The sequence below is a fragment of the Exiguobacterium sp. Leaf187 genome (assembly GCF_001423925.1).
In the GTDB taxonomy this organism is placed as follows: Bacteria; Bacillota; Bacilli; order Exiguobacteriales; family Exiguobacteriaceae; genus Exiguobacterium_A; species Exiguobacterium_A indicum.
On record NZ_LMPR01000009.1, the window covers coordinates 49,089 to 74,684 of the forward strand.

Here is a 25,596-nt window from a genome sequence, read left to right on the forward strand (position 1 = left end):
TGGGGATGCTAAACATTTGGAAGTTCACCACATATAAAAAAACGTGAGCTTCCGCGAAGGAGTCGGGGAAAGATGACGAAATTAGTAACGACGGTAGAAGAGACGACAACGACGAAAACGATGCGGGCACTCGTCAAAGAAGAACGCGGGTTCGGTGCGGCACTCAAAGAAGTACCGGTACCCGTACCGAGTCGTGGAGAAGTCTTGATTCGAGTCGAGGCAACATCGATCTGTGGGACGGACGTTCATATCTATGAGTGGGACGCGTGGGCAGCCTCGCGTGTCAATCCGCCGTATGTCTTCGGTCACGAGTTCTCGGGCGAAGTCGTCGAGCTCGGAGAAGGCACGAAACGTTTGAAGCTCGGTGACCGTGTCTCGGCGGAGACGCATATCGTCTGTCATCAATGTAAACAGTGTCTACGTGGGCAATATCACATCTGTAAGAACACGAAGATCATCGGTGTCGATACACAAGGTTGTTTTGCGGAATACGTCGTCATGCCGGAAGAAAACCTTTGGGTCAACCCGGAAGATATGCCAGCAGGGATCGCCTCGATCCAAGAGCCGATGGGCAATGCCGTCCATACGGTTCTCGCGAGCGATGTCAGTGCAAAAACGGTCGCAATCGTCGGTTGTGGTCCGATTGGTCTGATGGCGGTCTCCGTCGCTAAAGCAGCTGGTGCGGCGGAAGTCGTTGCGATTGACGTCAATCCGTATCGTCTTGAACTCGCGCGGACGATGGGGGCGGATGTCGTCATCGATTCACGTCATGACGATGTGTTAGAGCGAATTGAACGTATGACGGACGGCGACGGGATTGATGTCGTCTGTGAGATGAGTGGTCATCCGGTTGCGATTCGTCAAGCATTCGAGATGGTGACAGCAGGTGGAGACGTCAACATCCTCAGTCTGCCGGTCAAACCGGTCGAAATCGATTTGACGAACCACGTCGTCTTTAAAGGTGTCCGGGTCCAAGGGATCACCGGTCGGAAGATGTACGAGACATGGAGCCAGGTTTCTGCTTTCTTATCGAGCGGAAAAGTCGATGTCCGACCGTTGATCACACACACGTTGCCGCTTGAGCGGTTCGAAGAAGGATTTGAATTGATGCGTCAAGGGAAATGCGGGAAAGTCGTATTACAACCAAGGGGGACGAATTAATGGGATTTGAACACTTACGGACAGAACTAGAAGAGATGAAACAGGCGGGCACGTTCCGCAACCTCGTAGCACTTGAGAGCGCGCAACATAACCGCGTGACGATTGACGGGAAGGAACTCATTCAACTGTCGTCGAACAACTACCTTGGACTCGCAACACATCCGCGTCTTGCTGAACAAGCAGCGGAAGCGGCGCGCACGTTCGGTGCTGGAACAGGATCCGTTCGGACGATTGCCGGAACACTCGAGATGCACCAAGCATTCGAACGGGAACTTGCGACATTCAAGCATACGGAAGCAGCACTTGTCTTCCAGTCGGGATTCGCAACGAATCTCGGTGTCTTATCGGCACTTCTCGGTCCTGAAGACGTCGTCATCTCGGATGAGTTGAACCACGCTTCGATCATCGATGGGATTCGTCTAACGAAAGCGAAACGCCGAATCTATAAACACGTCGACTTGGCGGATCTTGAAGCGGCCTTACAAGAAACACAAGACGCGCGAACGCGCCTCATCGTCACGGATGGTGTCTTCTCGATGGACGGAAACATTGCACCACTTCCGGAAATCGTTGAATTAGCCGAGCGTTATGACGCACTCGTCATGGTCGATGATGCCCATGCGTCAGGTGTGCTTGGGAAAGCGGGACGCGGTACGGTCAATCACTTCGGTCTTGACGGACGTGTTGCCCTGCAAGTTGGTACGCTCTCAAAAGCCATCGGTGTCCTCGGGGGATACGTCGCGTGTGAACAGCACGTCAAAGATTACCTGATCCATAAAGGACGTCCGTTCTTGTTCTCGACATCACATCCACCAGCAGTCGTCGAAGCGAACCGGGAAGCGCTCCGTGTCATGGAGGAAGAGACGGAACTCTTCGATCGTCTGTGGGAAAACACGGAATTCTTTAAACAAGGACTCCGGGATCTTGGATTCGACATCGGAACGTCGACGACGCCGATCACACCTGTCATCGTCGGGGATGAAGCACGTTGCCACGAGTTGTCGGACCGCTTACGTCAAGAAGGTATCTTTGCTCAAGGCATCGCCTTCCCGACGGTTGCAAAAGGAAAAGCACGTGTCCGGACGATCGTGACGGCGGAACATACGCGTGAAGATTTAACGACGGCGCTTGCAGCTTTCGAAAAAGTCGGTCGTGAATTAAACTTGATCGGTTGATATCGATCACGGACGAAATGCGTCCGCATACTTTCAGGCAGTGGGTCGATGACCCACTGCCTGAAGTGCGTCATGACGAAAGAATCAACGTCGACCGTTTTTACTTTTGCAAGATAGGGAATAACAGATGAGGAAAGGATGTGACCTAATGAGTACGAAGAAGAAAGGGATTTTGCTCTCATTTTTGATGCTGACGCTGCTCCTTGGGGGTTGTATTCGCATCCAATATGATGCGACGATCCATACCGATCAAAGTGTCACCTTAAAGACGACATATGCCGCAAAGGAACACCCAGTGGCGCGTTTACTGAACCTAAATCCGAATTGGAATAGTTATGTCAAACAGGCAGAAAAGAACGGCTATGCAGCGAAGACGTTCAAGACGAAGGATGACTATGAAGGGATCCGGATGCAGAAGACATTCGCGAACTTCAAGGACATGACATCGATCAAGGACGAATGGAAGACAGGTATCGGTGGGATTCTCATTCCACCTGATACGAAGTTCGACATGAAAAAATCGGATGGTTTTTGGTTTGATACGTATCGACTGGATACGAACATCGATCTCAGTATCGATCGTTTGAATATCAAAGGCTATCAACCGACAGGACATGTCAAGAAACTCGCCGATCGGTATATCCGTCAAGCCGATATTGAGATCAAGCTCCACGGTCCGAAAGTCATTGGTCTCCAAAATGGAGAAAAGATCGACTGGTCGAATTACCATGATGTGTCATGGAAATTATACGGAACGAAAGCCAACCAGCTACAGTTGATTGCGTATGTACCGAATCCGACAGGTTGGATCATTACCGGTATCGTGTTATTAATCGGTGTCGGATTATTCCTCTACTGGGTCTTTCACCGTGTCCGTCGTTTGCGCCGGCAACAGTTGAAGACGATCAGCATCTCGCTCCTCGTCTGTTTGATCGTCGGGGGAGGAGCGTGGTGGGTGTTCGCGGAAGATACGTCAAGTGCGCCGCCACCAACGCGTCAGATCGTCACGCAAGGAAAGAGTGAAATCGTGCCGACGTTCCTCGTCCACGGGTTATTCGGAACGGAGCGGACGTTCGTGCCGATGATTCAAAACTTCACGAATAAAAAAGTCGCCGATGATGGTGGTCGATGTGACGTGACTCGTTCCGGAAAAGCAACCTGTAGCGTCAAACCCTCGCCGACGGGCTACCCACTTGTCCGAATCGTCTTCGCAGATGATGAGGCAAGTCTTGCCGATCAGCAAAAGTGGTTGAATGCGGCGATTGCAGCTTACGATGCGAAACAAAAAGCGACCTTTGCCGATATTCAGCTCGTTGGGCACAGCATGGGTGGTGTCGATGTCGTCGCCTACACGGTACAAGAGGAGATGCCGTATCACGTCCGAAAAGTCGTGACGCTCGACTCACCGATCGCCGGTTCGGATTACGCGAAACTCGGATTGACACTTGCGCCACTTGGCACGAATACGAACAGTCCTGCGATACGCGATCTTGCGAAGGGCTCACCAGCGATGAACAATCTGACCCAAAGGCTTGAGACGTGGCCACGCGACGTACTCGTCTATTCGTTTGGTGCCAAAGGAGGCGACTTCAATCTGATTTCGTTAAATAGTTCGTTTGCACTCGAGAACTACACGGATAACATCCAGACGAAATCCTATAAGTATGATCACTTCACGATTCATCGCCGGGAGCCGGTCTTCCGCGAAATCCGCAATTTCCTGTTTAAAGAAAATCGAGTCACGGAGGAGGAACCATCATGAAACAGGTCGTCATCGTCGGCGGAGGAATTGCCGGTCTAACGGCTGCTGCATTGATTGCACAAGAAGGTCATGCCGTCACGGTACTTGAGGGAAGCCGTGAATGGGGAGGATCAGCCGGGAAGTTCACGCGCCGGGACTTGACGTATCCAGTTGGAGCGACCCTTGGGATGGGATTTGAACCGGGTGGCATTCATGCCCGTGTGCTCGATCATCTCGGAGTGACGCACCAGGTCGAGCCACTCGACGTCGTCATGACGATTCGCATCGAAGGACGATTGATTCATTATTATCAAAATCGCGATGTGTTTCTAACCGAATTGACGTCACATTTTCCGGAGCAAGCATCGTCGATTCGGGCATTCTTTGCTGAAATCGAGCAGATACACGAGGCAATTCGTCCACTGATGGCAGAACTGCCGGCATTGCCACTTCAAGATTTAGCCGACGTCCGGCGGTTAGTTCGTCATACGAAAAGTGTCGTCCTCTTACCATATTTTCCGCTGACGATTGGTCATCTGTTACGCAAACATCGACTAGCGGATACGCTGTTCGCACAAGTGATCGACGGGATCTTACTCGACAGCATGCAGACAGGGCAGGAAGCATCTGCTTTACTAGGAGCCGTCGCCTTATCGATTTATCATGAAGGTGCTTATTATGTCCCAGGTGGATTATACCGACTGGCCGAGCAATTGAAAGAGACAGCAGAGGCGAGCGGGGCAACCTGTCTCCTTGGGCGAAAAGTCACGTCGATTCGAAAGACACCGGATGGTTTCTTGATCGAGGATCGTCGCGGACGCTTGATGCTTGCAGATGCGGTCATCTGTGCGGTTCCGCTTGAAGGCATCCGGGAAGTCGTCAGCGCGGATATGCGACGAACGTTACGACGGACGTACCAGCGACAGGAAAAGCTACAGCAATGGTCGACCTTTACGTATTATGCGGCGATACCGGAGTCGATCATTTTGTCTGATGAAGCATTCCGGCAAGTCCATGATCCTTCCCTACCTTCAGGTCATGCCTTCATCTCCCTCTCCCGTCCGGACGACCGATTACGTGCACCAGTCGGTCAACGGACGCTGACGATGTCATGTCATGTTCCGATTGGTACGTTCGATAAGACGAACCGGAAACGCTACGACGAACAAGTCGAGAAGATGTCGGCAATCTTCGAAGCCATTCTTGAACAACAGTTTCCAGGTTTCCGTCAACAGGCAATCGAACGTCATCCGGGTGGACCCGGTGCGTGGGTTCGCTATACGTTCCGTCCGGACGGTGGAGTCGGGGGATATCCGCAACGTCCGAGTACGAGTCTCTTGTTCGCAGCGCCGTTTCGTACGGGCATCGATCACTTCTTTGCGATCGGCGACACGATCTTTCCGGGTGCCGGGACTATCGGGGCGACGACGTCTGCGATTCATGTTGCCCGACAGTTTGATGTCAGATTATGAGAAATCATCGTAAAATGATGAAAGAAGCGACGCATCTGTCGCTTTTTTCACATTTGAGGATTATGATGAGGAAGAGTCGGGAACATGATATCCATGAACAGAAAGAGAGAAGGAGTGAAGAACCATGGAGACATTCGAGCAAAAATGTCAGTCGTTCATTCAGGAACGACGACCTGAAGTCGGTCCGATTCAATTCGAGTCGGCGCGTACGTTTCTCAATGCACGCGGTTTAAGCGTTTACGAACGGATTTATCAAGGGAAAGAGGAAGTCCGATTAGCGTTCGTCGAGCAGACGAATGGTCAACAACTCGTTTCATTAATGGAAAATACATTCGGCAACGGACTGGTCTATTTTGTCTCAACGGCAACCGCGACATGGGATGGCGACCGTTTTGGTGAATACACGTTTTAAGTACATAGGGAGTCCCAGTCGATGACTGGGGCTCTTTCGTGTCGAAACCTAATCCTTGTCCCGTTCGTAAGGTAGATAAGTGACTCAGTTGAAGGAGGAAACGATGTGTCATCACTTGAACAACCTAAAACATCGACACGGCGGCTTGCGACCGTCTCGTTGATTTTCATGGCGGTCGGATTCGTCGTCTCATTGCCATTTAAAGAAAATGCGTGGGTCTTTTGGCTCCAGAGTGGTTTTGAAGCCGGACTCGTCGGTGGGATTGCCGACTGGTTTGCGATCACGGCATTGTTTCGCCATCCGCTCGGCTTAAAGATTCCCCATACGAACCTGTTGCCGAAAAATCGGGAACGGGTCATCGAATCAATCGTTCATATGCTCGAGACGGACTTGCTCAATAAAGAGAGTATCGTCGCGAAGCTCCAGCATATGACGCTCGCAGACCGTGTCATCAAAATCTTACGTTCGATTCTCGTTCTGCCTGCTTTTCGAGCGACCGTTACCGAACTATTGGTCGGTCTGATCCGGAAATTACCGAAAGAGGCGATTCTTGAGTTTGCGAATACACGGTTGACGGAGACGATCAAAGCGTATCCGTCAAAACGGCTGGCGGTACGGGCGATGGAGTTAAATGAGGAACGTCGACTCGACGAGTGGCTGATGGATCAGTTACTCGGTTATGGGCAACGTCTGCTCGAAGACCCCGTCATCCGAGACCAGATTGGGCGCCTTGCCTATACGGCGATGATCGACCAAGAAAAGAATACGTTCTTGCGGGTGACAGCGCGAACCGTCCAAAAAGTCTATTCAGAAGAAAAACTCAGTCTTGTCATTCAAGGTGTCTTGTTGACGGTCATTCAAGATATGCGACACGTCCATCACCCGAATCGTTTAGCGATTCTTGATCATCTGCGTCGTAATCTGGCACAGTTATCGATTGATGAAGAGCGTCTAGCAAAAATCGATGCTTGGAAGGCAAGCGAGGTCGACCGGTTTGACTTCGTTCCGGTCATTGAACGCGCGTATGATGCTGGTTTGATCGAACTCGAACGCTACTTGACGTCAGATGCCTTCTGGACGGAACGGGCGATGCCGATGCTTTCGCGCGCTTTAGACGACTGGGAACAGCATCCGACGTTCAAAGATAGCAGTGATCAATGGATGAAGGAGCAACTCGTTCGTTTCGTCGAACAAAATCACCAAAAAATCGGTGGACTCGTCCGCGAGAACTTAAACCGGTTCGATACGGAGACACTGATTCATATGATCGAGGATAAGGTCGGCAGTGACTTGCAATGGATTCGGGTCAACGGGGCATTGTGTGGATTCATCATCGGTTTGATTCTCGGTGCGATCAAGGTGTTCGTCGGATGAGCCGGTGGACGCATGATGTGACGTTGTCGGAAGCATTTGATTTTAAAGGAATCGTATCTCGTTTGACGGAAGACCCGTTACAAATCGAACAGGATGGGCGACTCGTCGTTCCGATCTTCATCAACGATCAGGCATACATCACGACGATGGAAGCCATCGATGGTTACACGTTACGGATTGACGGTTCAGGACCGCAAACAGCGGTGCTGACGCAACTCAATCGACGCTTTCGACTCAATGAGCCAAATCCTGCGCAGCGTCTCAAGGCGACGTCGTTACACGCGATCGTCGAACGGTTCGGCGATGAACGACTCGTGCTTGATCATTCACCGTTCACGGCCTTGATTCGCTCGATCATTCATCAACAGATCAACCTCTCATTTGCCCATACGTTGACGGAACGTGTCTTTCGAACATTCGGAACGGTCAAGGACGGGATCATCCTTCCGCCGACACCGCGTCAATTAGCAACTGCGCGTCGCGAAGACTTGCTTGCTCTGCAACTATCAGGACGTAAAGTCGATTATCTGCTTGGCGTAGCGACAGCAACGATTGATTATGATGCATTGACGTCAGCTGATGATGCAGAAATCGCTGAGACGTTGATTGCACTGAAAGGCGTCGGACCATGGACGGTCCAAAACGTCCTGATGTTCGGATACGGTCGTCCGGACCTTTTTCCGGCATCGGACATCGGGATATTACGGGCTTTCGAACGGTTGCTCGGTTACCGACCGACGGTGGAAGAAGCGACGCGACTGGCGGAGGAATTTGCCCCTGTCCGTAGTCACGCCGCCTATCTATTATGGCGTTCGATTGAATAAGGAACTATTCTTGTCACTCTATCGCGAGAACGGTATAATGAATGCGACAGAACGAGGAATCGTTCAGAATGCTAAGGGAAGCGACGTGTTCGCTAACAATAGAGGGGACGAATGTGGATGTATACAGATGAACAAATCATCGAAAAAGCCAATGAAATCGCCAAAATGATTTCAGAGACACCGGAAGTAGAACGATTTAAAGCGGCAGAAGCCAACATCAATGGGAATGAAAAAGTCCAAAAGATGATGAAACAAATCAAGTTCCTTCAAAAAGAGGCAGTCAACTGCCAACATTACGGCAAAACAGAAGCACTCGCACGTGTCGAAGCGAAGCTCGATAAATTGTTCGCTGAGCTCGATGAGATGCCTGTCGTCCAACAGTTCCAAGAAACACAAGAAGAAGTCAACGGACTTCTCCAATACATCACGGTGACGATCTCGAACGGGATTACGGATCAAATCATCGAAGCGACGGACGGAGATGTTCTCGCTGGTAAGACAGGTAGCGGCATGGAAGCAGAAAACAAAAGCGGCGGTTGCGGCTACTAATCACGAAATGAACGAAAAGCCGACGGACATCCGTCGGCTTTTTCTACGAATGAGGTGGAAGAATGGAAGCAGTACACAACACTCCGATGATGAAACAATACTTCTCGATCAAGGCGGATTATCCGGATGCCTTTTTGTTTTATCGACTCGGTGATTTTTACGAATTATTCTTTGAGGATGCCAAGAAAGTCGCTCATGAACTGGAGTTGACGCTGACGGCGAAAAACGGCAAGAACGCGGAACATCCGATTCCGATGTGTGGCGTGCCCCATCACGCAGCGAACGGCTACATCGAACAGTTGATCGAGCGTGGTTATAAAGTGGCGCTTTGTGATCAAGTCGAGGATCCGAAGTTGACGAAAGGACTCGTCAAACGCGAAGTCATCCAAGTCATCACACCGGGAACGTTGATGTCCGCCTTGACGGAAAAAGAGAATCGGTACTTAGTCGCGGTCGTCGAACAGGACGGTCGCTTTGGGATTGCTCGCGGTGATGTCTCGACCGGTGAGAGTGCCTTGACTAGCGTTGCGACACTCGACGGTGTGGTCAAAGAACTGAGCATCATCCTGCCACGGGAAATCATCGTCACGACAGAGGAACATGAGACAGCGCTCGCACACTTACGGATTCCACTGACGCGTAGTTCTCGGCGCGAATCGCATCCGCACGGGGATCGTGCGATTGATACAGCCCAAGCGGAAGCCTTTGCGGTCCTCTATGCCTACATGCACGATACACAAAAACGAGCGTTGACACATCTACAACCTGCTGTCGTCTATGAAGCGAGCGACTTCATGCAACTCGAGCCGAATACGGTCAAGAATCTCGAGCTCGTCCGCTCGGCACGGACAGGAGATAAAAAGGGTTCGTTGCTTGGTTTACTTGACGTGACAGGTACAGCGATGGGCGGACGGATGTTGAAACGCTGGCTTGAAAAACCTTTGTTATCGGAACGCGTGATCACCGAGCGGCTCGACGCTGTCGAGGAATTGTTGCAACACTACTTCGAACGTCAGCAATTAAAAGATACGTTACGCGAAGTCTATGATCTCGAGAGACTCGTCGCAAAAGTCGGTTACGGTACGGCTTCAGCGCGCGACCTCGTTCAATTGAAGTCGACTTTACGGCTGATTCCCCGCATTCAATCAGCGCTCGAGGAGATGATGAGCGAACGTCTTGGTCAGCTCAGTCTCGGACTCGATCCGCACGACGAATTGAGCGATTTGCTCGATCGTGCTTTCGTTGAAGCACCACCAATCTCAACGAAAGAGGGCGGAATGATTAAGGCTGGCTATTCAGCAGATCTCGACGAGTTACTCGTCGCCTCAAAAGACGGAAAGACATGGCTTGCGACACTTGAAGCCAGTGAACGGGCAGCAACCGGCATCAAGACGTTGAAGATCGGCTACAATCGCGTCTTCGGTTATTACATCGAGGTATCACGAGCCAATGCCAAGCTGTTGCCAGAAGGACGGTATGAACGGAAGCAGACACTTGCCAATGCCGAGCGTTACATCACACCGGAACTGAAGGAAAAAGAAGCATTAATCCTTGGTGCGGAAGAGAAGAGTGTCACGCTCGAGTACGATCTCTTCTGTGGAGTGCGCGATGAAGTCAAAGGACACATCGAAAGCTTACAACGGGTCAGTCGCCGGATCGCGGAACTCGACGTCCTCGTCGCACTAGCTGAGATTGCTGAAACGCACGACTATGTCCGACCAATCACGACGACGGGACGAACGGTTGATATTCAGCAAGGACGTCACCCGGTCATCGAAACAGTCTTACCGCGCGGTGAATACGTCGCGAACGGGATCACCTTAAACGAAGGACGCGAGATGCTGTTGATCACTGGACCGAACATGTCCGGTAAATCGACCTATATGCGACAGTTCGCATTGATTGCTCTATTGCACCAAATCGGCTCGTTCGTACCAGCTGCTCAAGCGGAACTGCCGATCTTCGATCAAATCTTCACCCGGATCGGGGCGGCAGACGACCTCGTCAGTGGACAGTCGACATTCATGGTCGAGATGGTCGAGACACAAGAAGCGTTGACGCGTGCAACGGACCGGTCGTTGATCCTGCTAGATGAAATCGGTCGCGGGACCTCGACGTACGACGGGATGGCACTCGCACAAGCGATCGTTGAACACATCGCCCGGCATGTCGGAGCGAAGACGCTATTTTCGACCCATTACCATGAACTGACGGTGCTCGAAGAATCGATTGATCGATTAGCGAACGTTCACGTCCGTGCCGTTGAACAAGATGGGCGTGTCGTCTTCTTGCATGAAGTACGCGACGGAAAAGCCGACCAATCATACGGAATCCATGTCGCGCGGTTAGCTGATTTACCAGATAGTCTGATCGAACGGGCGCAAGTCCTCTTGTCCGAGTTCGAGCAGGCTGAGCCTGTTCCGGTCGCAGCACCTGTAAAAGCTCCTGTTCAGGAGGAGCCGATTGATCAACTCAGTCTGTTCTCAGATGCGGATCCTCTGCGAGAGACGATGGCGAGTCTTGATTTGATCAATATGACGCCGCTCGAGGCATTGAATACGCTGTATCGTCTACAAGCCGAAGCGAGAAAGTGAGGAGAATGCAGTGGGAATCATTCGTGAATTATCCGATAGTTTAGCGAACCGGATCGCGGCGGGAGAAGTCGTCGAACGACCAGCATCGGTCGTCAAGGAACTGGTCGAGAACGCACTTGATGCCGGTGCGACCCAAATCGATGTCGAACTCGAAGAAGCTGGAATGAAACGGATGACGATCCGCGACAACGGACACGGGTTTTACCCGGATGACGCTGAACTGGCTTTCGTCCGTCACGCGACGAGTAAGATTAAGGACGAGCATGACTTGTTCCGAATCAAGACACTTGGTTTTCGCGGAGAGGCACTTGCCTCGATCGCGTCCGTCAGTAAAGTGACATTGAAGACGAAACGTGAGGACGCGGAAGGAATTCAAGTGACGCTTGAGTACGGGACGGTCGTTGAACGGACACCAGCAGCAATGAACCGGGGAACGGAATTGACGGTCGAGCATCTCTTCTTCAATACACCGGCACGGCTGAAGTATTTGAAGACGACGCATACGGAGCTTGCGGCGATCACAGACGTGCTGAACCGGATGGCGTTCGCTCATCCAGACGTCAAACTTCGAGCAACGCATGAAGGGAAGACATTGATCCAGACGAACGGATCAGGAGACGTCCGGCAAGCACTGGCGAGTGTCTACGGTCATCAAACGATTCAAGGAACACTAGTCGCCAAAGGTGCGAATGCCGATTATCAATTGACGTGTCATCTCGTCAAACCGGAAGTGACCCGTGCCTCAAAGAATTACATCACGTTGATTCTCAATGGACGTTCGGTCAAAAACTTCGCCCTGACGCAAGCGGTCTTGAACGGTTACCATACGCTCTTACCGATCGGGCGGTATCCGATTGCGGTCATCGAGGTGACGATGGATCCACTCTTGATCGATGTCAACGTTCACCCGGCGAAACGAGAAGTCCGTCTTTCAAAAGAGGTGGAGCTCTGCCAGTTGATCCAGGAGACGATCAAGATGACGCTCAGCCGGGAGACGCTGATTCCGAAAGTGACGCCACCGAAACCAAAAAAAGATCCGAGTAGCCAGGAAAAACTCGATTTTTCTTATGTCGCTGAACCGGTCGAAGAAACGTCATCGCGAGCGGTCTGGAATTATCCGATTCCGAAAAAGCCGCAAGAAGACGATCGACCACCTGTCGAGAAATCATTACCTTTTAGCAACGAGGATGATCTATTCGAGCCCATCGCACCGGTCAAGCAGGAGTTTGCTGAACTGATTGAGGAACCAGCCGCGCGTCCGCGCTTTCCGCATCTCGACGTCATCGGTCAACTTCATTCGTCCTATATCGTCTGTGCCGGGGAAGACGGGATGTATATGATTGATCAACATGCAGCACAGGAACGAATCAAATACGAGACGTATAAGGTCATGTTCGGTCGACCACCGGAACAGAGGCAACAATTGCTCTTACCGTATACATTTGAAATCTCGTCGGATGATATGAAACGGATGGAGGAGGTCCTTCCGTTGCTAAAAGACGTCGGCATCGAGTTCGAACCATTCGGTCCACAAAGTTTTATCGTTCGAGAAGTTCCGACATGGTTCCCATCCCATCGGCAGGAAGAGACGATTCAGGAATTACTCGATGAAGCCTTGATGAAGCGAAAAATCGATCTCGAGACGTATCGGGAAGATGCCGCCATCATGATGGCATGTAAAAAATCAATCAAGGCGAATCATCCGTTGAACGATGAGATGATGCGCCGGTTGATTGACGATCTAGCGAAGACGGAGATGCCGTTCACGTGTCCACACGGACGTCCGGTCATCATCGAATGGACGACGTATGAACTTGAGAAGTTATTTAAACGGGTCATGTAATCAAGATGAGGAGACGATCCCATTCAGGTGTCGTCTTCAGATTGAAGACAAGGCGCAATTTTTCTCTAATGAGAAGGATTGCGCTTATTGTTCGTCTCGAATCATTTTTTGTACTGATACACGACTGACTGGTTTTTGTTTGTGCTAATACAAAAAAGGTGAGGATTTTCATGAGAACGGTTACTTCAGTTGATTAACTAGATTTCATTGATTGTTGAAGGAAAGAGGCGGATAATAAGACCCGAAACTGTTAACAAGGGGACCTTTATCATGCTTTCACGCGTTATGCGTATCATTCAAATCATTGCTCAAATCGCACTTATTTTTTGTTTTTCACTCAGTGGGGACTGGGTGAGCGAAACTTTCCAGTTACCATTACCCGGTAACATCATCGGCTTGATTCTTCTGTACGTGACGTTAAAAAGTCGATTGCTTCCTCTCGTCGCTGTTGAACGGGGCGGAACCTTTCTGCTGTTCGTCATGCCGTTATTCTTCGTTCCAGCACTGTCTGGAATCATGGATTATACGGCATTCCTTCGAACATCTGGTCTTCAAGTCGTGTTGATCGTCGTCGTCAGCAGCCTGCTGACGTTAGTCGGCTCAGCGTACATCGTCGATCGCTTGGCACACCGGAAAGAGGCGGTGAACCCACATGAGTGAGACACTGTTCTGGATCATCCTAACCATTCTTTTATTCAGTGGCGCGATGTTCCTTTATCAACGTCATCCTCGTGTCTGGACGTTACCGATCCTGACGGTGACGGCTGTCCTGATCGTGATTCTCGTCTATAGCGGCGTCTCACATGCAGAATACATGCAAGGAGGACAATACTTGTCGAAGATGCTCGGTCCAGCGATCACAGCGTTCGCGATTCCACTCTATCGCGTCCGGCATCACGTCCGCCGTTTTCTGCCGGAAATCGGACTCGGTGTATTGCTTGGAACATGTATTGCAATGAGTTCAGATCTGTTACTCGGTCTGCTGCTCCATCTCGAGCGGACGACGAACCTTGCCTTGTTACCGAAATCGGTCACGTTACCCGTTGCCTTAGCGATCTCACAAAAAGCAGGCGGGACGACGACGCTGACGGCAGCTTTCGTTTTATTGACCGGATTGACGGGATCCATCGTCGGACCAAAATTAATGACGGGCTTGAAGATTCGGCATTTCGTCAGCCGTGGAGTAGGCTTAGCATCGATTGCCCACGTCATGGGTGCGACGAAATCGATGAGTCTTGATCAACGCGAAGGGGCGGTCGGTCTGTTGACGATGGTCTTGACGGCTGTCTGTGCTAGCATTCTCGCACCGTTTTTAATCACATGGTTATATGGCTAAACACTCTGTTTTTTCAACGGAGTGTTTTTTTGTAACCGATTGAAACTTGTCGACCACTTTTGCAGTATAGTACAACAGAAAACAGGGTGGAGGAGAAGAAGATGATCATTTGGATTAACGGTACGTTTGGTGTCGGGAAGACGACAGCAGCAAAAGGATTACAAAAGCATTGGAGCGGATCATACATTTTTGACCCGGAAGAGACGGGTTATTTTCTACGGGCGCAACTGCCGGAAAACAAGGATGATTTCCAGGATGAGCCGTTGTGGCGCACGTTTAACCGACAGCTCCTCGAACAGCTCGATACGGAAGATGCGCGAATCATCGTGCCGATGACCTTGACGAATCCAGCGTACTTTCAGGAAATCATCGGCACGTTACGAGCGAACGGTCATGACGTCCGTCATATCGCCCTTATGGCGAAGGAGACAACTGTCAAACGCCGCCTGATCAGCCGCTTTGAGCGTCCAAACTCGTGGGGCGGTCAACAGGCAGAACAACGCTTACGTCAACTGACCGATCCATTGTTCAGTCAACAGATTGAGACGGATGATCTGACGAAAGTGCAAGTCATTGATGCGATTGCTCTCGTGACCGGGATCGGACTCTCGCCTGCCCGACCGTAAAGGATTCAAGAGGGATGTTTCCGGGAATCATTAGATGATAATAGATGAGGAGGAAACAATCTTGAACGAAGGGCAACTTATTGCTAGGAGGATTTATGAACATGAAACACTGGATGACTGAGAAATTAGGCAGACAGTTGATGGCGATTTTTTATAGTGTCTTTGCACTAAGTGTCATCACATCGGTTGCCAGTTATTTATACGTGGATAATGCAGACGGTCGGACGAAGGAGCAAGTACTCGACCAGTTACAAAAGACACAATGGTTCTGGTTCTTGAACTTGATGATTTTTTTATTTTGTCTATTGTTCATCGTTCGTCCCTTAATTCATCGGGTGACGTCACAACTCCGCGAATTGAACGTCAAAAGCCGTCGCCTTGCGGAAGGCAAGTCGATTTCGCTCGAGCATGATGTCGACAGCCATAATGAAGTCGGTCAATTGACGGCATCGTTTTACCAGATGGCACGGTCGATCTCATCACAACATGCGGAATTGTCAGCTAAGAATCAAGAAATGGAACACAATCAGGAAGTATTGAAGCAAAAACAGAATGAGCTTGAGCGTGCTCTTGAAGTGACGCGGACGAATGAACTCCATTTGCAGGATCGGAATGAACTGATCGAAACGCTTGCTTCAAAGGAGAGTTTATTCGATTACTCGTCTGTCATCAGTACGATTGTCCGGTTGACGAAGACAGAGTTCGGGGCATTGTTATTGATTAAGAATAATGAAATCGCGCAAGTCGTTCCAAAAGAAATGACAGAAGAACAACAAGAAAGCCTGAAGACGGAGTCGTTACTACTAAAGCGAGTCATGATTTCAAAGGAAACCGCACATTCTTCAAAAAAGGTCGCGAACGACAATCTGATCAAGTATCCGTATCACGTCTATGAAGGTGTCATTCCGATCATGGATCCGGCAAAAGAAGAATTGATTGCTTGTCTTTATCTAGCACGGTTTGACGCACCATTCAACCAACAGGATTTAGCGGAACTGGAATCGTTCTCGAAACAAATCGCGATCTCATTGATGCGAATGTCACTCTACGAACAGATGGAATACGAACGAAAAGAGACGGCACAACTGTTGAATTCCGTTCGGGAAGCGATTCTCTACATCAAACACGAAGAGAAGACGATCTTAGGAAATCAGGCGTTATTCGATATCTTCCAGTCGTTACAAGTCGAAGAAGGCAACGATTCGATGACCTTCCTCGAAGTCCGACCGGAAACGATGTTCGAGCAGATGGACCAAAAGGAAGCGTTTGAAGCATACTTTGAAGAAGTCTTATCGGGTGAGATTCCGGAGGGCATGTTCTCCTTGTCGATCGACCAAGGTGAATACTTCATTCAAGTCTATGCCGAAGCCATTGCGCACGGGGGACATTCAAAAGGAACGATTCTCGTCTTCCGTGACGTCACGGCTGAGACAGAAGTCGACCGCGTGAAGTCGGAACTCGTCTCAACGGTCTCGCATGAACTTCGAACACCGCTCTCTTCGATTTATGGCTTTACGGAGCTCATGTTGAAACGGGATTTGGATCCTGAGCGGAACAAGCGATACTTGCAGACGATTCACGATGAATCGAAGCGTCTGACCGATCTCGTCAGCGACTTCTTGAACGTTCAGCGGATGGAGTCAGGAAAGCAAGAGTATGACAAACAAATCTTTGACCTGAAAGAAATCGTCAAGGAACAAATTCAGTTTTATCAAGCAGCGACGGAGCAACACAGTCTGAAACTTGATTTGAATGATGAACAGGACTTCATGGTCGAGGCAGATGCGAACAGCATGAAACAGTTACTCGGTAATCTCTTGAATAACGCGGTGAAGTACTCACCGGACGGCGGGGATGTCGTCGTCACGATGACTCACCAACACAATCAAATCGAACTCAGCGTTCGCGATTTCGGGATCGGGATTCCGAGTCATTCGATGCCGCATCTATTCAGTAAGTTTTACCGGGTCGACAACTCAGACAGCCGAAAGATTGGCGGGACAGGTCTTGGATTATCGATTTGTAAGGAAATCGTTCGCGCACATGATGGCAATATCGAAGTCGAATCAATCCTTGGAGAAGGAACGGTCTTCCGGGTCAAGTTGCCGAGTGCGACAGACGCGTTACTCGAAGCAGAATGAAGAGACGAAGAAGAGGCGATATCATGCGCCTCTTCTTTTTTGTCGTGCCTCGTGTGAGATTCGTCCAAATTCCTGCGTTTGGCTAAAACGAGTAAGATGCAGACATTTGAACGATAAATCGAACAGATTGATGACAGAACGGCTGAAACAGTTGAAAAAATCGTAAGTTGTGCAGGGATTGCGAACGTTTCTGAACTCTCGCTATAGTGATTACAAAAAACGTGGGAGGAAAAAGAATCATGGAGAGCTTAGAAGCGTTACTCACACCACCGCAAGATATCGAACAAGAGAATGCAAACATTGATGGCAAAACACCGCTAGCGAAATTACAGCGGATTGCTGGGGAAGCAGCGCGACAGATGATGCGACAACATCTCGAAGCAGATGTCTTGCAGGCGCTTGACGACAACATCTTGTATATCCACGACGCCGATTATTACGTGACCGGGACGACGACTTGTGCCCAGATTCCGCTCGGTCAGCTACTCTCAAACGGATTTCAGACGACACACGGTTCAATCCGTCCAGCGCAAGACATCCGTTCCGCCCTCGCCCTTGCAGCAATCATCGTCCAGGCGAATCAAAACATGCAGCATGGCGGACAAGCCTTTGCGACCTTTGACGATGATATAGCACCATTCGTCGAAAAGACCTACCAACGCGAATGTATCAAACTACATGACCTTGTACCGCATTGGAAGCGACGCAAACGGGAGCGGCGCGCATGGCAGGAGACGTATGAAAAGACGTTTCAGGCGTGCGAAGCGTTCATCCATAATACGAATTCAATGCATTCACGCGGTGGGGGACAGGTACCGTTTTTATCCGTCAATTATGGAACGAATACTACGCAGGCAGGGCGGCTCTTCCAGCGCGCCTTGCTGACAGCGACGGAACGTGGGTTAGGAAGAGGGGAGACGCCGATCTTTCCAATTCAAATCTTTAAAGTCAAACAAGGCATCAACCTGTCACCGACAGACCCGAACTACGATTTGTTTCAACTTGCTACCCGCGTGACAGGAAAACGACTGTTTCCGAACTTTGCGTTTCTTGATGCACCATTCAACCGTCAGGAGCAACCAGGGGGAGCCGAAGTCGCGTACATGGGATGCCGGACCCGTGTGTTTGAAGATCGTGGAGACATCCCGTCCGTTACAGGGCGAGGGAACTTATCGTTTACGAGCATCAATCTCGTCCGTTTGGCACTTCAGAGTCAAACCGTCGATCAAATGTTCGAAGCCGTCCAAGAGACGACAAGACTTGCATGCCGGCAACTCATTGCGCGTTATGAGTTCCAGGCAAGTCGAACAGCTGACGCGTTTCCATTTTTATATCAACATGTCTGGAAAGACGGTGAGATGCTAAAAAGTACGGATCAGGTGGGTCAGGTCCTCAAGCACGGGACGTTAGCGGTCGGCTTCATCGGTCTCGCGGAATGTTTGACCGTTTTGACGGGCAATCATCATGGGTATTCCGAACTGGCGCACCAGATTGGTATTGCCTTGATTCAAGCGATGCGAACGGTCATCGACAACTATGGCGAGATGACGGGATTGAACTTCAGTTTACTGGCAACTCCAGCTGAAGGGTTATCAGGTAAGTTCACACGTCGTGATGCTAGTGACTTCGGTGAAATCAAAGGAGTGACCGATCAGCCGTATTACACGAATTCCTTTCATATCCCTGTCGATGCGCCCGTAACGATCCGTGAAAAGATTCAACTCGAAGCACCGTTTCATGCATTATGTAATGGTGGACATATCACCTATGTCGAGACAGATGGCGCCCTTGCCGGAAATCCACAAGCGATTGAAGACATCGTTCGTTTGATGGCGGAAGCTGGAATCGGCTATGGGTCAATCAATCATCCCGTCGATCGTTGTCTTGATTGTCGAACGGAGCAGACGATCGAGGATCAGTGTCCGGTTTGCGGAAGTAGATCGATCGAACGGATTCGACGCATCACAGGATATCTCGTCGGTACACTGGACCGTTGGAATGAGGCAAAACGGGCTGAAGAGCAGAATCGGGTGAAGCACGATGTTACGCGTTCTTTCCCTTCATCCTGATTCTGTCGTTGATGGACCCGGTTTGCGAACGGTCCTGTTTCTTGCCGGTTGTCCACACCACTGTGTCGGCTGTCATAATCCGTCCTCCTGGGACCCGACAGGTGGAGTGGAGTGGACGATTGAAGAAACAGTAGAACGGATTCAGGCGATCGGAAATCGTCGTTTGACATTGTCCGGCGGGGAGCCGATGCTTCAAGCGGCAGCACTTGTGCAACTACTTGAACGACTTGGACCAGACTATGACGTCATTTTATATACTGGCTATGTACTAGAGGAAATCTTAAGACGTCAACGATGGTATCCACTAATACTGCGACTAGATGGACTCATCGATGGTCCGTTCATCCTGTCGAAACTCGACCGAACGACACGTTTTCGGGGCAGTACAAATCAACGAATTTATGATCGACAGCAACTGCAAAAAAGAGTGTTACACAAAAACAAAAACTCCCCCGTCTGAATAGACAGGGGAGAAGCAAATCATGCATATTTTTGTTCTTGATCGACGGATTCGACGACTGCAAGTGTCGTCGTCCGTCGTTTTTTGATGAAGAACGATAAGATCAATGCCGCGAGTGCAAGTAACGTCGCGATGAAGAACGTATCATTGATCCCTTCGATCATCGCTTGCATCTGTAACCATTCCGGATTAGCGGCTTCAGGTTGTGAAGCGAATTCCGGGACGTGATGCTTCGTCCGCGACGTCATGATCGTCACGAGCAGACCTGAACCGATCGCACCCGATACTTGTGACAACGTATTGTTCAATGCCGTACCATGGGGCGTCAAGTGTTGCGGAATATGGTTCAATCCGTTCGTCATGACCGGCATCATGACCATCGAGATTCCAAGGAAACGTAACGTATACATGATGACGAGGAACGCATATGACGTATCCGCCGCTAATTGACTAAACGAGAACGTCGTCAAGACCGTCAGTGATAAGCCGATGATGGCAAGGATCCGGGCGCCGAATCGGTCGAACAGACGACCCGTGATCGGTGACATGATCGCCATGACGATTGCCCCCGGTAACATCAAGAGACCAGAGTGGAACGGTGAGATACCGCGAATCGTCTGGATATAGATCGGCATCAAGATCATGGCGGAGAACATCGACATGTTCAGGACCATCGAAATTCCTTGCGATAAAGCGAACATCGGATAACGGAAAATCCCGAACTCAAGCATCGGTTCTTCGAGCATGAATTGACGTATAATGAAGGAAGTCAGACTGATTACACCGATGATCAACGATCCGATGACCGTCCAAGACCCCCATCCGGCAGAACCAGCGGAACTAAATCCATACAGCAATCCACCGAAACCAAAGCTTGAGAGAACGAGTGAGAACAAATCGAGTTTGAGTGTGCTACGAACCGTCTCTTTCTTCAACAAGAAGGCACCCGTGAAGAGCACGAGTAATGCGATCGGAGTGACGAGATGGAACAGCATCCGCCACTCATAATGTTCAAGAATCCAGCCGGACAATGTGGGGCCGATGGCTGGGGCGAACGTGATGACAAGTCCGAAGATCCCCATTGCTTGTCCGCGTTTCTCGATCGGGAAACCGGTCAAAAGAACATTCATTAATAATGGCATCATGATCGCAGAACCTGACGCCTGCATCATCCGCGCGCCGAGTAGAAGCGGGAAGACGTGTGCTTGTCCAGCGATGATCGTACCGAGTGAGAACAGCGTCATCGCCGTCAAGAACAGTTGACGTGTCGAAAACTTCTGGACAAGGAAGGCTGACGTCGGAATCATGATTCCGTTGACGAGCATATAGCCCGTCGTCAACCACTGGGCGGTGCTTGCCTGAATACCGAACGATCCCATGATTGACGGTAAGGCGATATTAAGTAACGTTGAGTTTAGGACCGCAACGAACGCACCTGCCATAAGGACAGTTAAAATTAAATAAAGTCGTGATGATTGCTTGCTTGATTGCATTTCGTTATGCTCCTTTTGTACTACGAGTCTAAAATGTTAGACTTGAATTCTATGACTAACTTGGCTATCTTACCAGGCTAAGTCGAATGAATTCAAATTATTTGCTTCATACACTAAAATAAGTGATTGTTAAACCATTGCAATCATTTGAACAGAAAAGGACAAGACCATGAATCCAAAAAAGAAACAACTTCTAGATGCCGCCTATCAGCTATTCGTCGAAAAAGGATATCAATCGACGTCCATCCAGGACATTCTTGAGCACAGTAACGTTTCCAAAGGAACGTTCTATAACTACTTCTCCTCTAAAAATGAATTATTCATCGATGTATTCAATACCGTCTTTGAAAAGATGCGGACAGCGCGCAAGGAAATTCTCGTCGGACGAGATGTCTCGGATTATGAGACGTTCATTCAACAAGGTAACTGTTACTTGGAACTGATGCAAAAATATAAATTGTATACGTTGTTCGAAGAGGCGATTGCTTCAAATGAAAAAGAACTGAAGACGTTCATGGAGAATAACCGTCTTCTCGAGATCGAATGGACGTTTGAACGATTACGTGATTTATTCGGTCAGACGAAAGAACCGTATCTTCTAGATTTAGCGGTCATTTATACAGGAATGTTGCAATATGCGATGTACTTCTTCCGACAATCCGAACCGAACACACAACCGGAACGTGTCGTCCGTTACGTATTCAATCGATTGACGCATCTCGTCGAAGACGTCAGTCGGACGGAAGAACAGTTGATTCCGCCGCGCTTCCTATCCGTTTGGCTCGACCGTCCACAAGATGAAGTCGTCATTCGGAAGGATTTGTTTGAGAAGACGAGTGCGCATATGAAACGCTTGATTACCCTGTCATCGATTTCCGATGAATCGAAGGAAGCCCATGAAGAGGTTCTTGATTTCATCTATGAAGAACTACTCGAACGGAAGAAACCAAAAATTCATCTTCTACGCCGGGCACTCGAGACGATGGACGAAGATCCGGTCTTTGCGGGTCAGGAGATCATGGCAACCTATAAGGCGATGGTCGATGAGATTGCCCGTGTGCGGACCAAAACTTCCTAAAAAGGTTGCTTTTTGAAACTGATCAGATTACACTGAGACCATTCATGTTAGAAAAGGGGTCTCATCATCATATGTTTACTCAATGGAAAAAAGAGTGGTTCCTGCAACCAAAAGCGGATTTGCTGTCCGGAATCGTCGTTGCCTTGGCACTCGTTCCGGAAGCAATCGCGTTTTCGCTGATTGCTGGCGTTAATCCGATGGTCGGTTTATACGCTTCCGTCATCATTGCGATCGTCATCTCGATTGCCGGCGGTCGTCCCGGAATGATTTCAGCTGCGACCGGTGCGATGGCACTCGTCGTCGTCCAGCTCGTCAAGGACCATGGTGTCGATTATTTACTAGCTGCCGGTATCCTTGCCGGAATTCTACAAATCGCGTTCGGATTTTTAGGAATTGCTAAGTTATTACGGTTCATTCCTCGATCCGTCATGGTCGGATTCGTCAATGCTTTAGCGATTTTGATTTTCTCGGCACAACTGCCGCAGTTCGAAGGACAGAACTGGATCATGTACGCAATGGTCGCCGCATCACTCGCCATCATCTTGTTATTCCCACGCGTGACGAAAGCGATCCCGGCACCACTCGTTGCGATCACGATCATGACAGTGTTGACGGTCGTCTTCTCACTTGATACACGAGTCATCGGGGACATGGGGCAAATCGAAGCGGCGTTACCAAGCTTCTTCCTGCCGGATGTTCCGTTCTCGCTTGAGACGCTCCAAATCATCTTCCCGTATGCTTTGTCACTTGCATTCGTTGGGTTGATCGAATCGTTGCTGACAGCACGAATCGTCGATGAGATGACGGATACGACGTCGAACAAAGCGATGGAATCACGCGGACAAGGAATTGCGAACATCATCGCAGGTATGTTCGGTGGCATGCCGGGCTGTGCAATGATCGGTCAATCGGTCATCAATGTCACGTCGGGTGGGCGTGGTCGCTTGTCGACGTTTACAGCAGGTGTGTTTTTAATGCTGTTGATGTTTACGATGAATGATCTATTGATGACGATTCCGATGGGAGCACTCGTCGGCGTCATGTTCTTCGTCTCGTATGCGACGTTTGACTGGGGATCATTCAAGATGCTCAAGACGTCACCGAAGAGTGATTCTGCTGTCATGCTCGCAACCGTTCTCGTCACCGTATTGACGAACGATTTATCAATGGGTGTTCTTGTCGGAATCTTGCTTGCTGCGTTATTATTTGCGTCAAAAATTTCTCGTATTCAAGTCGAGCGCAAGGAGCAAACAGATCGAGTCCGTTATACGATTCGTGGACCGTTGTTCTTCGCATCGACGACAGCATTTGCAGAACAGTTTCAGCTCGAAACTGATCCATCGTCTGTCATCACGCTCGATTTCTCAGCGTGTCACTTGTTTGATGATTCCGCTATCGAAGCGATCGAAAACGTCGTCTTGAAATACGAACGACTTGGCAAAAAAGTTGAACTCGTTGGATTGAACGAAGAGTCGCAGGCTCTTGTTGATCGACTAGCTCAGCGGATTGCGTAACGAATTTTATAAAAGGGGTGGCATTCCTAGGTACATTGGGAATGCCACCTCTTTCTATTGTCTCGACGAGTCAAATACGCACTATGAATCCAATAATTGTATGATGTGATAAGGTGTAAGCTATTAAAAAAGAAAGTTATTATGAACTAACGTTAAAAACTTTAATTCAACTCACTTTAATAAGTAAACGAGGTTCACTAAATGAAAAATTACCATTTGAATAGAATACTCAATTTAAAGACAGTCGAAGCATATTTTTTGAGAGATGGTTATTTAACACCACCTATGTATTGCCTAATACTCATTGACTATCAACGTCCTAGCACTATTGACGATTTTCCTTATTTAAAAAATATTGATGGAATCTCGGAAGACGACTTTGGATATGATAATTTTATAAAAGCAATCATTATTTCACCTGAGGAAGTTACTCAAGAAACGTATGATGAATTATGTACCGTGGCAGGTGGTTTTTTAGAGGATAAAGAAGAGTGTCGATGGAATTTGGATATTGAAGTTATTAGTAATTTCAAACATAAAAATAATTTGGATGACATTTTTCCTTTACTCCAAAATGTATTAGAAAAATACAAGTGTCCTATAAATATTCATCATATTCCTATAGAAAAATTTAACTTCTTATCACAGGAATAAATGAGTATGATGTTTTAACATTCAAACCTACTACTCGTCCGATATGATTTATAAGATATCTATATGATCTTCAACTGTTGAAACGAACTAAAAAGTCAAAGAATGACTGAATACCATGTATGAATTATGTTTTATCACTAAAAATAATAGCAAAACGATTTGAGGATTGAACATGTGCTGGAGAGGATAAGTGCGACGTGCTTTCAGTTTCGCTATACTAGAAACAAAAGGGGGCATTTAGGATGAAATGGTTTCGATTTGAGCAAGAAGGAAAAGTAGGTATCGGGGTTGAACGGGATGGCTCTACATATGATGTGACGGCACAAGTCTATACGGATTCATTGTTTGAAGTGATTTCACGTGAGTTCGAAGTTGACCTTGATTTAGATATCGCGCCACTACTTAAAGGGGATGTACGACAGCTCGCACCTTATGTACCAGCACGAAACGTCATCTGTGTCGGCAAGAACTACGCCGATCACATCAAGGAGATGGATACGGCGGGAGCGGGGAAATTCGTCTTGTTCACGAAAGCACCGACATCGATCGTTGGTCCGTTCGAACCGATTGAGCGGCATGCGAATTTGACGCAGCAACTGGATTATGAAGGTGAGCTTGCTATCATTATCGGCACGACGGGGCGTGATCTGACACCTGAGAATGCACTTGATCACGTGTTTGGCTACAGTATCGTCAATGATGTGACAGCGCGGGACTTACAAAAAGAACACGTCCAGTTCTTCCGTGGCAAATCACTCGATGGGTTCTGTCCGTTCGGACCCGTCATCGTCTCAGCGGACAGCTTTGATCCGCGTGACGTCCTTGTCGAGACGCGTGTGAACGGGGAACTCCGTCAATCGGGATCAACGGCCTTGATGTTGCGTGATGTCGTAACGATTTTAGTTGAAGTGTCGCGCGGGATGACGCTTGAAGCAGGGGACATCATTGCGACAGGCACTCCGGCTGGTGTGGGTCACGGCATGAAACCACCGGTCTACCTTCAGACAGGGGATGTCGTCGAAGTATCGATTGAAGGAATCGGTCGCTTGCAAAATGAAGTCCAGTGAACGAAGATGACTG

General features: G+C 49.2%; 21 protein-coding genes. 20 read left to right on the top strand and 1 reads right to left on the bottom strand.

Features of this window, described 5'->3' with window-relative positions:
* The first annotated feature begins 72 nt into the window (after nt 1–72).
* From tdh to ASF99_RS04265, 16 genes are all read left to right on the top strand, one after another.
* Entirely contained in the window at nt 73–1,161 is a 1,089-nt protein-coding gene (gene tdh, locus ASF99_RS04190) for an L-threonine 3-dehydrogenase (protein ID WP_023467708.1), read from the top strand.
* Nucleotides 1,161–2,336, top strand: coding sequence for a glycine C-acetyltransferase (locus ASF99_RS04195; protein ID WP_055967107.1), 1,176 nt, complete (start codon nt 1,161–1,163; stop codon nt 2,334–2,336). Before tdh ends, ASF99_RS04195 begins: the two co-directional genes overlap by 1 nt.
* 127 nt (nt 2,337–2,463) lie before the next feature.
* Nucleotides 2,464–4,098, top strand: coding sequence for an alpha/beta hydrolase (locus tag ASF99_RS04200; protein ID WP_055967110.1), 1,635 nt, complete (start codon nt 2,464–2,466; stop codon nt 4,096–4,098).
* Entirely contained in the window at nt 4,095–5,549 is a 1,455-nt protein-coding gene (locus ASF99_RS04205) for a phytoene desaturase family protein (protein ID WP_055967113.1), read from the top strand. Before ASF99_RS04200 ends, ASF99_RS04205 begins: the two co-directional genes overlap by 4 nt.
* 124 nt (nt 5,550–5,673) lie before the next feature.
* Entirely contained in the window at nt 5,674–5,961 is a 288-nt protein-coding gene (locus ASF99_RS04210; RefSeq protein ID WP_029341204.1) for a hypothetical protein, read from the top strand.
* Between the two features lie 105 nt (nt 5,962–6,066).
* Nucleotides 6,067–7,335: a DUF445 domain-containing protein gene (locus ASF99_RS04215; protein ID WP_055967116.1), complete on the top strand. Its 1,269-nt coding sequence runs from the start codon at nt 6,067–6,069 to the stop codon at nt 7,333–7,335.
* Entirely contained in the window at nt 7,332–8,159 is an 828-nt protein-coding gene (locus ASF99_RS04220; RefSeq protein WP_023467713.1) for a DNA-3-methyladenine glycosylase family protein, read from the top strand. Before ASF99_RS04215 ends, ASF99_RS04220 begins: the two co-directional genes overlap by 4 nt.
* A gap of 111 nt (nt 8,160–8,270) precedes the next feature.
* Nucleotides 8,271–8,708, top strand: coding sequence for a RicAFT regulatory complex protein RicA family protein (locus tag ASF99_RS04225; RefSeq protein ID WP_023467714.1), 438 nt, complete (start codon nt 8,271–8,273; stop codon nt 8,706–8,708).
* A 62-nt stretch (nt 8,709–8,770) separates the two neighbouring features.
* The gene (mutS, locus tag ASF99_RS04230) at nt 8,771–11,302 is read left to right on the top strand and encodes a DNA mismatch repair protein MutS (RefSeq protein ID WP_055967119.1); all 2,532 of its coding nucleotides are present in this window, start codon (nt 8,771–8,773) and stop codon (nt 11,300–11,302) included.
* Nucleotides 11,303–11,312: 10 nt separating this feature from the next.
* The gene (mutL, locus tag ASF99_RS04235) at nt 11,313–13,145 is read left to right on the top strand and encodes a DNA mismatch repair endonuclease MutL (RefSeq protein WP_055967122.1); all 1,833 of its coding nucleotides are present in this window, start codon (nt 11,313–11,315) and stop codon (nt 13,143–13,145) included.
* A gap of 270 nt (nt 13,146–13,415) precedes the next feature.
* Nucleotides 13,416–13,805: a CidA/LrgA family protein gene (locus ASF99_RS04240; protein WP_052017178.1), complete on the top strand. Its 390-nt coding sequence runs from the start codon at nt 13,416–13,418 to the stop codon at nt 13,803–13,805.
* Entirely contained in the window at nt 13,798–14,481 is a 684-nt protein-coding gene (locus tag ASF99_RS04245) for an LrgB family protein (protein WP_055967125.1), read from the top strand. Before ASF99_RS04240 ends, ASF99_RS04245 begins: the two co-directional genes overlap by 8 nt.
* A 101-nt stretch (nt 14,482–14,582) precedes the next feature.
* A complete protein-coding gene (locus ASF99_RS04250) occupies nt 14,583–15,107 on the top strand; it encodes an AAA family ATPase (protein ID WP_055967128.1) in 525 nt (174 codons plus the stop codon).
* Between the two features lie 101 nt (nt 15,108–15,208).
* Complete coding sequence (locus ASF99_RS04255; protein ID WP_055967131.1) at nt 15,209–17,248, top strand: ATP-binding protein; 2,040 nt, start codon at nt 15,209–15,211, stop codon at nt 17,246–17,248.
* Nucleotides 17,249–17,454: 206 nt separating this feature from the next.
* Nucleotides 17,455–19,317, top strand: a complete 1,863-nt coding sequence (locus ASF99_RS04260) for an anaerobic ribonucleoside triphosphate reductase (RefSeq protein WP_082486981.1) — start codon at nt 17,455–17,457, stop codon at nt 19,315–19,317.
* Nucleotides 19,289–19,777 (top strand): 4Fe-4S single cluster domain-containing protein, encoded by a 489-nt coding sequence (locus ASF99_RS04265; RefSeq protein WP_055967138.1) that lies wholly within the window; start codon nt 19,289–19,291, stop codon nt 19,775–19,777. The genes ASF99_RS04260 and ASF99_RS04265 overlap by 29 nt, the downstream gene beginning before the upstream one ends.
* 20 nt (nt 19,778–19,797) lie before the next feature.
* Here ASF99_RS04265 and ASF99_RS04270 read toward each other — a convergent pair whose 3' ends face one another.
* Nucleotides 19,798–21,270 (bottom strand): DHA2 family efflux MFS transporter permease subunit, encoded by a 1,473-nt coding sequence (locus tag ASF99_RS04270; protein ID WP_023467723.1) that lies wholly within the window; start codon nt 21,268–21,270, stop codon nt 19,798–19,800.
* 169 nt (nt 21,271–21,439) lie between these two features.
* Between ASF99_RS04270 and ASF99_RS04275 the strand changes: the two genes are divergently transcribed.
* The 4 genes from ASF99_RS04275 (at nt 21,440) to ASF99_RS04290 (ending at nt 25,583) form a co-directional block, all read left to right on the top strand.
* Entirely contained in the window at nt 21,440–22,348 is a 909-nt protein-coding gene (locus ASF99_RS04275) for a TetR/AcrR family transcriptional regulator (RefSeq protein ID WP_035398167.1), read from the top strand.
* Between the two features lie 71 nt (nt 22,349–22,419).
* Nucleotides 22,420–23,862, top strand: coding sequence for a SulP family inorganic anion transporter (locus ASF99_RS04280; RefSeq protein ID WP_055967140.1), 1,443 nt, complete (start codon nt 22,420–22,422; stop codon nt 23,860–23,862).
* A 201-nt stretch (nt 23,863–24,063) separates the two neighbouring features.
* Nucleotides 24,064–24,516, top strand: a complete 453-nt coding sequence (locus ASF99_RS04285; protein ID WP_055967143.1) for a hypothetical protein — start codon at nt 24,064–24,066, stop codon at nt 24,514–24,516.
* Nucleotides 24,517–24,758: 242 nt separating this feature from the next.
* Complete coding sequence (locus ASF99_RS04290; RefSeq protein ID WP_055967146.1) at nt 24,759–25,583, top strand: fumarylacetoacetate hydrolase family protein; 825 nt, start codon at nt 24,759–24,761, stop codon at nt 25,581–25,583.
* Nucleotides 25,584–25,596 lie beyond the last annotated feature (13 nt).

Bases quoted from the DNA above. Each gene is read 5' to 3' on its own strand.
- tdh (WP_023467708.1), top strand. From the start codon at position 73: ATGACGAAATTAGTAACGACGGTAGAAGAGACGACAACGACGAAAACG.
- ASF99_RS04195 (WP_055967107.1), top strand. From the start codon at position 1,161: ATGGGATTTGAACACTTACGGACAGAACTAGAAGAGATGAAACAGGCG.
- ASF99_RS04200 (WP_055967110.1), top strand. From the start codon at position 2,464: ATGAGGAAAGGATGTGACCTAATGAGTACGAAGAAGAAAGGGATTTTG.
- ASF99_RS04205 (WP_055967113.1), top strand. From the start codon at position 4,095: ATGAAACAGGTCGTCATCGTCGGCGGAGGAATTGCCGGTCTAACGGCT.
- ASF99_RS04210 (WP_029341204.1), top strand. From the start codon at position 5,674: ATGGAGACATTCGAGCAAAAATGTCAGTCGTTCATTCAGGAACGACGA.
- ASF99_RS04220 (WP_023467713.1), top strand. From the start codon at position 7,332: ATGAGCCGGTGGACGCATGATGTGACGTTGTCGGAAGCATTTGATTTT.
- ASF99_RS04225 (WP_023467714.1), top strand. From the start codon at position 8,271: ATGTGGATGTATACAGATGAACAAATCATCGAAAAAGCCAATGAAATC.
- mutS (WP_055967119.1), top strand. From the start codon at position 8,771: ATGGAAGCAGTACACAACACTCCGATGATGAAACAATACTTCTCGATC.
- ASF99_RS04240 (WP_052017178.1), top strand. From the start codon at position 13,416: ATGCTTTCACGCGTTATGCGTATCATTCAAATCATTGCTCAAATCGCA.
- ASF99_RS04245 (WP_055967125.1), top strand. From the start codon at position 13,798: ATGAGTGAGACACTGTTCTGGATCATCCTAACCATTCTTTTATTCAGT.
- ASF99_RS04250 (WP_055967128.1), top strand. From the start codon at position 14,583: ATGATCATTTGGATTAACGGTACGTTTGGTGTCGGGAAGACGACAGCA.
- ASF99_RS04255 (WP_055967131.1), top strand. From the start codon at position 15,209: ATGAAACACTGGATGACTGAGAAATTAGGCAGACAGTTGATGGCGATT.
- ASF99_RS04265 (WP_055967138.1), top strand. From the start codon at position 19,289: ATGTTACGCGTTCTTTCCCTTCATCCTGATTCTGTCGTTGATGGACCC.
- ASF99_RS04270 (WP_023467723.1), bottom strand. From the start codon at position 21,270: ATGCAATCAAGCAAGCAATCATCACGACTTTATTTAATTTTAACTGTC.
- ASF99_RS04275 (WP_035398167.1), top strand. From the start codon at position 21,440: ATGAATCCAAAAAAGAAACAACTTCTAGATGCCGCCTATCAGCTATTC.
- ASF99_RS04280 (WP_055967140.1), top strand. From the start codon at position 22,420: ATGTTTACTCAATGGAAAAAAGAGTGGTTCCTGCAACCAAAAGCGGAT.
- ASF99_RS04285 (WP_055967143.1), top strand. From the start codon at position 24,064: ATGAAAAATTACCATTTGAATAGAATACTCAATTTAAAGACAGTCGAA.
- ASF99_RS04290 (WP_055967146.1), top strand. From the start codon at position 24,759: ATGAAATGGTTTCGATTTGAGCAAGAAGGAAAAGTAGGTATCGGGGTT.